Origin of the sequence: Leucobacter sp. cx-328, from assembly GCF_014530035.1 — a bacterium.
Classification (GTDB): domain Bacteria; phylum Actinomycetota; class Actinomycetes; order Actinomycetales; family Microbacteriaceae; genus Leucobacter.
Window position 1 is genome coordinate 73,459 of sequence record NZ_JACVMX010000001.1, and the last position, 12,215, is coordinate 85,673.

Sequence of the window (12,215 nt, forward strand, 5' to 3'; positions counted from 1 at the left end):
CGCGGTAAGTAAACGCAGGGCGGGCTGAATCTAATCGTGATTCCGCCCGTCCTGCATGTGTTTTAACGAGGAAAGAGAGATTATGGGTTCATTCGTTGTTATTAACCCAGCAACCGGTGAAGAGGTAGCTGCATACCCTGCCGCTACCGATGCTCAAGTCGACGCCGGAATCGCAGCTGCTGATCATGCATATCGTGGCTGGGCACGCAACACGACGCTAGAACAGCGAACGACCGCCGCAGCGCGATTGGCAGAGTTGTTCGAGGAACGAGCGGAAGAGTTCGCAGAGACCATTAACTGTGAAATGGGAAAGCCCATTGCGCAGGGGATCGGTGAGACCAGATTCTCTGGAGCGATTACTTCGGCCTACGCCCGCAAATCGGCAGAATGGCTTGCCGATGACGCGGTGGAAGCCGAAGATGGGCTGCGAACCTTCGTACGTTACCAGGGCATTGGAGTGCTACTCGGGGTGATGCCGTGGAATTTTCCGGTGTATCAGGTCGTGCGTTTTGCTGTTCCCAACTTGATTCTCGGTAATACCGTACTACTGCGCCACGCCTCCCAATGCCCCGAATCCGCTCTGGCGCTCGAACGAATCTTCCGTGATTCTGGTTTCCCGGAGGGCGCCTACGTGAACCTTTTCGCGACCCATGACCAGATCGCAGAGATTATTGCGGACGATCGGGTTCAGGGTGTCTCGCTCACTGGATCGGAGCGGGCAGGTGCTGCCGTGGCCGCACAAGCTGGTAAGCATCTCAAGAAGTGCGTGCTTGAGCTCGGCGGTGCTGATGCGTTTTTGGTGCTCGACACCGAGGACCTCGATCACGCTGTGGAGCACGCGGTGCGCGGACGGATGGACAACAGCGGCCAGAGCTGCACCGGGTCCAAACGCATCGTCGTGCTTGACAAGTACTTCGACGAGTTCTCTGCGAAATTTGTAAGCGCACTCGGTGAGCAAAATCTCGCGAACGGTGACTTCGGCCCGCTTTCGTCGAGCGCGGTGACTCGTGAGCTCGCGGAAATGGTAAATGGCGCGGTTGCACAGGGCGCCGAGATCCTCGTCGGCGATGGGGACCCAGTGTGTAACGTCTTTACCCCAACGATTCTCGCTGGTGTCACCCCGGCCATGGATGTGTACCGTCAGGAGCTTTTTGGGCCTGTTGCGCAGCTCTACCGTGTGAGCACTGATGAAGAAGCAATTGAACTTGCAAATTCATCGCCATTGGGCCTCGGCTCAGTCATCATTTGCGATGATCTTGAGCGAGCAGAGCTGGTTGGATCACAGCTTGATGTCGGAATGGTGTTCATCGGCGCGGCAGGCCTGAGCGCAGCTGATGTGCCGTTCGGCGGCGTAAAGAAATCTGGGTTTGGTCGGGAAATGGGACGAGCTGGGCTCTTGGAATTTGCCAACAGGAAAGTTTTCAGGTTCGCAGAAAGAGCCGATCTGCCCCGTGCTACGGCGCAGATCAATTCAAATTCTGGCTGAGTTCATAGCAGGCAGGAAGCTCAAATGAGCATCAACGAAGAACACACAAGAGGAGCACCATGTCCAAATCACGCGCGATCCTCATCGTGCCAGAGGATCGACCAGCACCGCCATTGGAGTCATTCGCGAATGAGACCGAAGTGACGGTGGTGAGAACTGCGGCGGAGTTTCGGGAGGCGCTGCCAGGAACCGAGATTCTCTTCTTGAATGATTTCCGTACCCAGTTGCTCCGAGAAGTCGGGCCAGGCGACTTGAAGTGGATTCATACCTCAAGCATCGGAGTCGATGCGTTACTCACCCCCGAAATTGTTGACAGCGAGATTTTGGTGAGTAATTCACGCGGCGTCTGTGAGCGGCCGATCGCTGAGTGGATACTCGGGGTCATCGTCATGTTTGCAAAGGATCTGCGACGCACCGTAGAACTGCAACTCCAACGGAAATGGCTACACAAGGAGACTGAGCCAATTCTCGGACGAAAGGTACTAGTAGTCGGCCCTGGCCCAGTAGGACAGGAGACTGTGCTGCTTCTGCGTGGAGCAGGAATGGAAGTCACAGTGGTCGGACGAACTGCAAGGATCGACGACCGAATCGGTGAGATTCACGCGTTCTCGGATCTTGACTGTTTACTCGGAGGCGCTGACGATGTTGTGCTTACGATGCCTCTCACAGAAGAAACGCGTGGGCTTTTCAACCGCGAGCGTTTTGCGCGCATGCGACCGGGAGCACGACTAGTGAATGTCGGACGAGGGGCGGTCGTTGTGGAGGCGGATCTCCTTGACGCTATTGACTCTGGCCACCTCGCTGGAGCTGCCCTTGACGTGTTCGAACAGGAACCTCTCCCGCGCGATCATCCGTTCTGGTTGCGACCAACGATTCTTGTCTCTCCGCACGCTTCAGGTGACCTCGCCGGCTGGCGGGGTCGCGTCGCTGAATGTTTCGCCAAGAATCTGCTGAAGTGGAACGCCGGCCAGCCATTGGACGACGTTGTTGATTTGAAACGTATGGGGATCATCGCTGGTTAATTCGATACATGAAATGATGTGAGCCAGATGAATGGGGAATCTGGCTCACACGTGTTTCAGGCTGGGACATTTAGGGATGCCCTGCGGTGTCTAGGGTTGCTCTGCAAGCAAGATTGTTCAATGATGAGGATTCAATGACGCGCGTAATACAAGACTTCTCAGCGGAAGCGACGAGTGCCGGAAATACAACCCCAGTGACGAGCAAAATCTCGCTCAAAGGCAATATGGGAGTGGGCGAGCTCGTAATGAGTGTGCTCGCATTCTCATCACCATTGACCACAGTTGCTGGAACTCTACCGGTTCTACTTATTTTCAGTGGGCAGACCGCCCCTGCAATTTATATGTTACTCACACTGATGTTGGTGGTGTTCTCCGTGGGGTTCGTTCGGATGAGCCGGAACGTGAAGAACCCTGGCGGCTTTTACGCGTTTGTGACTGCTGGAATCGGGAAGCCTGCAGGTCTGGGTGGCGCCTTGCTGGCGCTCGTTGGTTACGTGTTTATTGGGTTCTTTGCCCCATCGCTGTTCGCGATTACGCTCCAAGACTGGGTTGTTAACGCCTTGAACGGACCTGATATCCCGTGGTACTGGTATGCGCTTGGAATCATTGCTGTAACCACGTATCTTGCATACAACCGAATCGATCTGTCTGCCAAAGTGCTTACGACAGTCATGGTCTTGGAAGTCATCGTGGTCGTGGTGTTTGACGTGCTCGCATTTGTGAATTCCGGGGCGAAAGAGCCCGGGGGCCTAGGGCTTGCATTGCCGAGTTTGACGGACGCGAGTATTGGTTTGGCGTTGCTCTTTGCCGTTGGAAATTTCTTCGGCTTCGAAGCCACTGTGATCTACCGAGAAGAGGTGAAGAACCCAGAACGAACCATCCCTCGCGCGACATATCTTGCCGTCGTTGGAATTGGGCTCTTTTACGCTGTTGCGGCCATCGCCTACATTGCCTTCCTAGGCGGTTCAAATGTGCAGGCCGCCGCCGAAGCCAATACAGTCAACCTGTTCGACGACGCGTTACGTGCATTCGCAGGGAACCTATTCGCTGATATCGCAGTGGTGCTCTTGATGACCTCGATTCTTGCCTCAATGCTCTCAATTCAGAACATTGCCGCACGTTACAGCTTCTCGCTAGCCGTTGATCACGTGTTGCCGCGACGCCTAGCGCGTGTGCACCCGGCGCACGGCTCCCCACACATCTCAGCTCTTTCTGTTGGTGCGCTTTGGGCGGTTGCCACCGTGTTGTTCTCAGTTCTCGGCATCGCACCCGAGAAAATCTATCCTGTAGCCAGCGGTAGCGGTACGTTCTCTGTGCTGCTCCTGCTGTTTATTACCAGCATCGCTATTTTCGCGTTCTTCTTGCGTCCATCAGCACGGAAGGGGACAGCGGCTTGGAAGGTGCTTCTTGCTCCGGCGATCAGCGCGGTCTTCTTCGGTATCGTGACGTTCTTGGCGATCAGGAACTTTTCGGCGTTGATCGAAGGTTCAACGTTGATGACAGGAATCTTTATGTCATTCACCTTTGCACTCTTCATCGGCGGCATCGCTTACGCCCTGTATCTGCGTAGGCAGAAGCCTGACGTGTATGCGCGATTGGGCCGCCAGAGCGTATAAGGCCTCAGCGCAGCAGTGCCCCAGACAGGGATCAACATTCCTGCCTGGGGCACTGCTGCGTGTGGGCAGCGGCTTATTCGTCTGCAGTGTCTCAAAGCGGCACAAACTCCTTCGCGGCACTTGCTCGATAGTTATGTAACCGCAGGAAGCTCGCCAGTAACGGCGTCTTGCAGCGGGCCAGAGATCCATCAACGACGAGGATGATATGACTGACGCGCCCTCGGTGACCACTCCATTGGTCGCCCTGAACAACATCCAGAAAACCTTCGGTGCAGTAACTGCGCTTCGCGGCGTGAGTATCGATGTACTCCCGGGAGAGACATTCGCTCTACTTGGGGACAACGCGGCTGGAAAATCGACGCTCATGAAAGTGCTTACTGGTGTGTACCAGCCCGACCAAGGCACAATTCGCATGGACGGAGAACAAGTCGCTTTCTCGAGTCCTGCAGCGTCACGATCAGCCGGCATCGAAATGGTTTATCAGGACTTCGCCCTGGCCGACAATCTCGATGTGCGCACCAACATCTTCCTGGGGCGTGAACCACAGAGGAACGTCCTTGGGCCTTTGGTTCGTGTTGTTGACAGGAAGAAAATGGAACGCGAAACAAATCGCGTACTTGAGCGCCTCGATATTCCGATTAATCCGCGGTTGAAGGTAAAGCGGCTCTCCGGCGGCCAACGGCAGGCGGTGGCCATCGGTCGTGCGCTTGCCTTTGACGCGAAGCTCATCATCATGGATGAGCCAACGGCGAACTTGTCCGTCGCCAAGGTCGACAAGTTGATCGAGGTTACACAGAAACTCAAAGATCTTGGGATCGCGGTAATCATCATCACGCACCGCCTCGATGAAGCGTTCGCAGTCGCTGACCGCTGCGCCGTGATGCGGCAAGGCGAGGTGGTGGGGCGGTACCGGATGGATGAGGTATCTGAATCTGAGATCGCGCACCTGATTTCCCAGGGAAATCTCGACGCGTATGAGTCAGCCGAAACGGATATTCCCGCCGAACGTCGCCGGATAGGCAGCACCTCGGCAGTCACACACTCTGAACAGATTCCGACGAACGGGAGCGACGCATGAATACCAACACTGTCGCAGTCATGCTGCGTGAGATGAAGCAGGACGGTCCAACGCCAGCAACGCGCTTCAAACACTTCATTGGAGATTATGGAATTCTCCTCATCTTCGCGGCACTGCTGATCTTTCTAGCGTTCGCGGCTCCGAACTTCCTAACGCTCGATAACATCGTGAACGTCGTCCGGCAATCGTCAATCATTGGCATTGTCGCGCTCGGTATGACGTTTATTATGATCACTTCCGGCATCGACCTCTCGGTTGGTTCGGTCGTAGGCCTCGCGGGAATGGTGTTTGCGATTCTCGCCCCAGCGAGCGGGTCAGCACTGTGGATCCCACTGATCGTCGGCCTCAGCGTAGGTCTCCTGGTTGGTTTTCTCAGTGCGGCACTCGTTGTGTGGGGAAAAGTTCTGCCGTTCCTAGCAACACTGGCAACCATGGCGATCGCTCGCACTGCTGCTCTCGTCCTCACGGACGGTCAGGTGGTTTCTGGATTGAGTGGCCCTGCAGAATGGCTTGGCGCCGGTTTCATCGGCCCGATCCCAGTACCTGTGATCATTTTCATTGTCGCCGCGTTTATTTGCGACTTCGTTCTCAGCCGAACGAAGTTTGGATCTCACGTATACGCGGTCGGCGGAAACGAAGAGTCGTCGAGAAAGGTTGGCATTTCGGTCAGCCGTGTTTTGTTCACGGTTTATCTGATTGGTGGCGGACTCGCAGCGCTCGGCGGCTTGGTGCTGACTGCGCGTCTCAACGGAGCTGCCCCAACGGCCGGACTTACCTACGAATTGCAAGTGATCGCAGCGGTCGTGATCGGAGGTACCAGCCTCTTTGGCGGCGTCGGCACGATTCGCGGAACCGTGATCGGTGTCCTACTTCTCGGCGTCGTGATGAACGGCATGAACTTGCTTGGTGTTTCGAGTTATTACCAACAGGGCGTGCAGGGCGTGATCCTCGTTCTCGCGGTTCTGCTGACCCGTTGGAAATCTGACTAGAACGCCCACTTGTAATACCTAATTTTGAAAGGAACAGAACCATGAATATGCGACGACGCATGTCTACGGTAGCCGCTCTGATCGCTGCCGCCAGTCTCATCCTCACCGGATGCTCAAAGGGAGACTCCGGGGAAGCCGGGACTTCCGGCAATGAGGAACAGTACAACATTGGCCTAGTTGCGCTTGACCTGCAGGATCCAGATATTGCGCACATGGTCGATGCCATGCAGACAACCGCAGAATCGGAGAACGTGAAATTCCAGGTCGCTGACTCCAAACGGGACGTCTCGAGCGAGCTCAACCAAGTTGAGGATCTGCTCACACGTCAGGTGGATGCGGTCATCTTGCAACCACTCGACGGTGAGGCCAGCCAGAATGCTGCGAAGCGTGTCATAGACGCTGGTGTGCCGCTCTTTATCTTGTTGACGGAATTCGTTGAAGGTTCTGACATTGGATACGAAAGCTACATTGGCATTGACGATACGCTCGCGGGCAAGATGCAGGCCGAATACATGAACGAGTTGATGCCTGACGGTGGAGACATCGTCTTCGCCGCGGGTGCGTACGGTTCTTCGTGGACGGATCGTCGTAAAACAGGTTTTGCCGATGCGATCAACGATAACTTCAAGATCGTCGCCGAGTTCCAGGCGAAAGGTAGCCGTGACGAGGCAAAGCGCAACATGGAAGACGTGCTGCAGCGTTTTGGTGCTGGCAAGATCGACGCCGTTGTCGCGAACAATGACGAGATGGCGATTGGTGCGGCATCTGCCATTAAGGATGCCGGACGAACCGGGGACATCGGTGCGGTAGTCGGCGTGGACGGCACACCTGCCGCTGTAGCAGCAATTGAAGCGGGCGAGATGTCAGCGACCGTACGGCAGGACTCGGCTGGCCAGGGCGAAGAAGCTGTTCGCGTGGTGCACGCCTTCCTTGAAGGCGAAAAGGTTGAGAACCGGTACACGCTACCATTTACGCTAATCACCAAGGAGAACGCGGCCGAATTCGGTCAGTAGGACTGCGCTTCCGCCAGACGGGGTGCTCTTGCAGCAGCAGGGGCACCCCGTCCTGATCTGGCACAGATGGCACAGGTCTTTCACTGCATACACTGCGTGAGTAGGTAGTGATTGGGGTACAAGGATGTCGAATCAGACGATTAAGGCAATGGATAACACGCAGCTACTCACCAAGCTGCGAGCCTTTGGGATTGAGGTTGATGACGCATCGCGCCGTCGATCTGAGTATTCTTTCGACGCCTCGAACTATCGCATCCGTCCCAAAGCGGTGGTCTTTCCGAGGACTGTCGAAGAGATCAGGAATGTGCTTCGTGCAGCAAATGAAGCCGGCATGCCGGTCACTACGCGAGGTGGCGGCACCTCCATGGCTGGTAATGCCATTGGACACGGCCTCATCCTTGATCTTTCCCGGCGTTTTACTGCTGCTGCAGAAGTCAACATCGAGGATCGCACGGTGTGGGCGGATGCCGGAGTAGTTCTCGGTGAGCTGCGCAAGCTCGTTGAACGTACGACAGGCGGCGAACTAACCTTTGCGCCAGACCCGTCATCGCTCAGCCGTGCGACCGTCGGTGGTTCAATCGGTAATGATGCGTGTGGCAACCACTCTGTAGCCTACGGTCGTATGATGCAGCACCTGCGAGAAATTGAGGTGGTCACTGTTGACGGGGCGCACCTGCGGCTCGCACGCGGGAGCATCGAAGCGGTTGATCCGGAAGACGCGCAGTCGACTGCGCGCGCTAAGCAACTCACCACAGAACTCCGTGAACTGGTGCAGGCACATCTCGCTCCGTTGAGGGTCGAACTGCAGAGGATCCCTCGGCAGGTGTCGGGTTACCATCTCGGGCATTTGCTACCTGAACAGGGCTTTGATGCTGCGGCGGTGCTCGCCGGAAGCGAAGGTACTATTGCGGTCATTACTCGTGCATTGGTCGGGCTAGTGCCGCGCCCGGCGGCGGTGGCGCTATTGTGCCTCGGGTACGAAAGCACTATCGAATCAGCTCGCGACGTCATGAAAATTCTCGAGAGTCAGCCGACCGCAGTTGAAGGGCTTGACCGTTCCATTGTCGAGATCATGCGGCACCGGCGCGGCGCGGAGAGTGTCGCCGGGCTACCCAACGGCGGAGCGTTTCTCATGGTGGAGTTCTCAGCCAATGACGTCGACGATGCTCGGGTTCAGTGTGAGCGACTGCTCGAAGCGCTGAGCGTCGAGGGGCGGGCCATAGACTCCGCGGTCGTGACCGATCCGGCTACCCGTGCGAAACTGTGGCGTGTACGTGAGGACGGTGCCGGTCTCTCCTCACGTCGTGTCGACGGTAAACAGACATGGCCAGGTTGGGAAGACTCGGCCGTGGCACCTGAGCGGCTTGCTGACTACCTGGAGGAATTGCTCCCACTCGTTGAAAAATACCAGTACTCCGCGTTTATGTACGGCCATTTTGGAGCGGGCTGTGTGCATATGCGCCTCGACTACGATCTGAGGAGTCAAAGCGGCAGGAAAGACTTCGAAGCATTCACGCGAGAAGCTGCTGCACTCGTTGTCGCACATAGTGGCTCTCTTTCCGGCGAACACGGAGACGGTCGGGCCCGAAGCGAATTGCTCAGCGTGATGTATTCGCCTGAGATGATTCAACTTTTCGCGACCTTCAAGCGAATATGGGATCCCGAAAACCTGTTAAACCCGGGGATCATTGTTAGTCCTGATGCATTCACCGCTTCGATAGCGCTCGCTGGCATGCCTGCTCCGGGGGCAATACCCGGTGGCCAGTTGATCTCCGCTGAAAACGGGACCAAGGGTCTCTCCAACCAAACGCCAACGCAACTGCCTTTGGCTAGCCCGTATGTTGGCAATGCGCATGCGTGTATTGGCGTGGGACGCTGCCGTGCAACCAGCGGCGGGTTTATGTGCCCGAGCTACCGGGCAACCAAGGATGAGAAAGACAGCACCCGAGGTCGCGCGCGTGTCCTTCAGGAACTCACGCGCGCTAACAAGAACAGCGTTGGAGGCTGGTCCTCACCAGAGGTCAGGGATGCGCTCGATCTTTGCCTGTCATGTAAAGCATGTTCAAGTGACTGTCCAACCGGCGTCGACATCGCTGAAGCAAAGTCTGAGCTGATCGACGAACACTACCGGGGGAGGATCAGACCGTTCACGCACTATTCGATCGGCTGGCTACCACGGTGGCTACCGTTCATCGGATTGTTCTCAGGCATCGCTAACGCCGGATCCCGGATCGGTGTGCTCCGCCGCGTTGCCGATTGGCTTGGCGTAAGCGCCAGGCGGAGCCTGCCCACTTTCCGCTCTCGCAGCGAAATCCGTACACGTCTCAAAGAAGCGGCGTTCGAACCAGACGGAGCAGTCCTTCTGTTTGCTGACAGCTTTACGAAAGCTTTCCGGCCAGAAGCGATCCCTGCCGCGGCACGTGTGCTTGGATCTACCGGAACTACTGTTGGATGCACGGCAGAAGCCTGTTGCGGCCTCACTTGGATTTCGACCGGTCAGCGTGATGCTGCACGCCGGCGGCTTGAACGTCTGATTCGACGTTTCGACGACGGGACGGATCGCGACATCGTTGTGCTCGAACCGAGCTGTGCGGCAGCAATCCGTGATGAGGGACCCAAAATGGTCGGAAGCGCTGCAGCTGATCGTGTTGCTGCGCGAGTGCGTTCGTTCTCGGTTGCGGTTGACGAAGCGGTTCAGCGCGGATGGCTTCCGACCGCGCCTGCGCCGGAAGCCGCTGTGCTCCAAACTCACTGCCATGAGCACGCTGTCTTCGGTTCAGGCGCACAGAAACGAGTGTTGGGGGCGTGGGGTGTCCCTCAGATTGTCGAATCTTCGTCATGCTGTGGAGTCGCGGGAAACTTCGGATTCGAGTCGGAACACTTTGACATGTCGATGCAAGTGGCTGAACACTCGCTCGTGCCAGCACTGAGTCAGGCGCCCGAGGGGGCGATCGTGCTTACCGATGGGTTTAGCTGCACTATGCAAGTCTCACAAATCAATCCAGATCTTTCCGGGCAGCATCTGGCTCTCGCGCTTGATCCCGCCAGAGTAGTGATCTCAGATCCTTCGACGACGTAGAGGCTCTGGACATAGCTTCGGCGCTCACGACTGAAAAGACGTGAGCGCCGAAGCTATGTGAGATGCGAACAAAAGTGCGCTACCAGCCGCCCTGCCACCCGGTGAAGAGTCCGAAGGGAAGACGCTGCGGTTCCTCACCAGGAACCGCATGCAGGAAGTCGAAGTCGCACCCTTCGTCTGCCTGCGTCACATGGTCAAGGAAGAGGCGTCCGTAGCCACGCGTGTACTTGCGCTCCGGTAGCTTGAATTCTGCCAGTCGTCGTTCGAGTTCTTCAGCCGGAATGTCGAGGTCCAACCGTTTCATCGCGACATCAAGCACAATAGGATCGCCATCGCGCACCACTGCTAGTGGGCCGCCCGCTGCCGCCTCGGGTGAGACATGCAAAATCGTAGTACCGAATGCGGTACCGCTCATACGCGCGTCTGAGATGCGTACGACATCGCGAATGCCGCGCTTCAATAGCTTCTCCGGGATCGGAAGCATGCCCCACTCCGGCATGCCCGGGGCTCCCACAGGGCCGCAATTGCGGAGCACAAGTACTGATTCTTCGGTGATTTCTAGATCTGGATCGTCGATTCGGTTGCCGAGGTCAGTCATACTGTCAAACACGACAGCGGGACCGCGATGCGTGAGCAACTCTGGACTCGCGGCACTTCGCTTGATCACTGCGCCATTCGGGGCCAACGAGCCACGCACCACCGCGATGCCACCTGAAGTGTCGAAGGGAGTCTCGAGCTTGGAGATGACCTCGCCATCGGGGTCGGGCGCGTTTGCGAAACCTGCTGAGATTGATTCTCCCGTAACCGTGATCGCATCCTGCTTTAGGAATGGTGATAGCTCCTTCAACACTGCACCAATGCCTCCGGCATTGAACAGCTGCTGCACGAGGTACTCGCCAGAGGGGCGCACGTTGACGATGCGAGGTGTGCGCTCGGAGATCTGGTGGAAGCGATCGAGCTCGAGTTCATAGCCAACGCGGCGGGCGAGCGCGAGCAGATGGAGCACGGCATTCGTTGAACCACCGATCGCCATCAACAGCGTGATTGCGTTGTCGAATGCGTCGGGGGTGAGGATCTCACGCGGCGTTGGGCCGCCGGTCAGTGCCATCTCAACCGCACGGCGCCCGGTTGCTTCAGCTGCCTGAGCTCGCCGCGCATGCACCGCAGGAATCGCTGCGGTTGACGGGAGACACATACCTAGCGCTTCGGTGATTGAGGTCATGGTTGAAGCTGTACCCATTTCGCTGCAGTGCCCGGCAGTGGGTTTTGCTGAAGCTTCGAGCTCGTCGAAATCTGACTGTGTCATCCGGCCCGCGCGGAGTTCGTCGGCGTACTTCCAAGTGTCAGTTCCAACACCGAGCTGTTTACCTCGGAAAATCGCGGGCTCTTGGGGTCCGCCGGTGAGCATAATGGTGGGAATATCGGCGCTCGCCGCACCCATGAGCTGAGCTGGCACAGTTTTATCGCAGCCGCCGAGCAAAACGATCGCGTCTAACGGGTAGGCACGGATTGATTCTTCGACGTCCATTGCCATCAGGTTGCGGAACTGCATCGCTGAGGGCTTCATCAAGCTTTCGCCGAGAGAAATGGTTGGGAACTCGAGCGGCAGACCACCAGCCATCAGCACCCCACGTTTTACGGAGTCGGCCAAAAGCTTGAAATGTATGTTGCAATTGACAAGTTCTGACCAGGAATTCGCAATTCCAATAACCGGTCGATCCTTGATGGCAAAGCCGGAGAACCCCTCGGCTTGAATCGCTGTTCGATGTACGAATCCGGTGAGATCATGCGGCGCGAACCAGCGTGCACTGCGAAGGTCGGCCTTGGGTGAGTCTTCCATTTTGTTCTTCATTCCTTCTCATATCGGTGAGAAGACGAAATGCATTTGTGGAGTCAACATGGCGGGTGAACTCCAACGCAGCATCGCGTCGC

General features: G+C 56.8%; 8 protein-coding genes. 7 read left to right on the plus strand and 1 reads right to left on the minus strand.

Annotated features, from left to right (window positions below):
• Window positions 1-82 precede the first annotated feature (82 nt).
• The 7 genes from ICL81_RS00295 (at window position 83) to ICL81_RS00325 (ending at window position 10,283) form a co-directional block, all read left to right on the plus strand.
• A complete protein-coding gene (locus tag ICL81_RS00295) occupies window positions 83-1,486 on the plus strand; it encodes an aldehyde dehydrogenase family protein (RefSeq protein WP_188033025.1) in 1,404 nt (467 codons plus the stop codon).
• 59 nt (window positions 1,487-1,545) lie between these two features.
• Window positions 1,546-2,508: a D-2-hydroxyacid dehydrogenase gene (locus ICL81_RS00300; RefSeq protein WP_188033026.1), complete on the plus strand. Its 963-nt coding sequence runs from the start codon at window positions 1,546-1,548 to the stop codon at window positions 2,506-2,508.
• Window positions 2,509-2,732: 224 nt separating this feature from the next.
• Entirely contained in the window at window positions 2,733-4,124 is a 1,392-nt protein-coding gene (locus tag ICL81_RS00305) for an APC family permease (RefSeq protein ID WP_370566820.1), read from the plus strand.
• Between the two features lie 205 nt (window positions 4,125-4,329).
• Complete coding sequence (locus ICL81_RS00310; protein WP_188022960.1) at window positions 4,330-5,202, plus strand: ATP-binding cassette domain-containing protein; 873 nt, start codon at window positions 4,330-4,332, stop codon at window positions 5,200-5,202.
• A complete protein-coding gene (locus ICL81_RS00315) occupies window positions 5,199-6,191 on the plus strand; it encodes an ABC transporter permease (protein WP_188022959.1) in 993 nt (330 codons plus the stop codon). Before ICL81_RS00310 ends, ICL81_RS00315 begins: the two co-directional genes overlap by 4 nt.
• 41 nt (window positions 6,192-6,232) lie before the next feature.
• A complete protein-coding gene (locus tag ICL81_RS00320; RefSeq protein WP_188033027.1) occupies window positions 6,233-7,204 on the plus strand; it encodes a sugar ABC transporter substrate-binding protein in 972 nt (323 codons plus the stop codon).
• A gap of 124 nt (window positions 7,205-7,328) precedes the next feature.
• The gene (locus ICL81_RS00325; RefSeq protein ID WP_188022957.1) at window positions 7,329-10,283 is read left to right on the plus strand and encodes an FAD-binding and (Fe-S)-binding domain-containing protein; all 2,955 of its coding nucleotides are present in this window, start codon (window positions 7,329-7,331) and stop codon (window positions 10,281-10,283) included.
• 79 nt (window positions 10,284-10,362) lie between these two features.
• On the opposite strand, the gene ICL81_RS00330 is transcribed toward ICL81_RS00325, so the two are convergent.
• Complete coding sequence (locus ICL81_RS00330) at window positions 10,363-12,135, minus strand: IlvD/Edd family dehydratase (protein WP_251364434.1); 1,773 nt, start codon at window positions 12,133-12,135, stop codon at window positions 10,363-10,365.
• Between the last annotated feature and the right edge of the window lie 80 nt (window positions 12,136-12,215).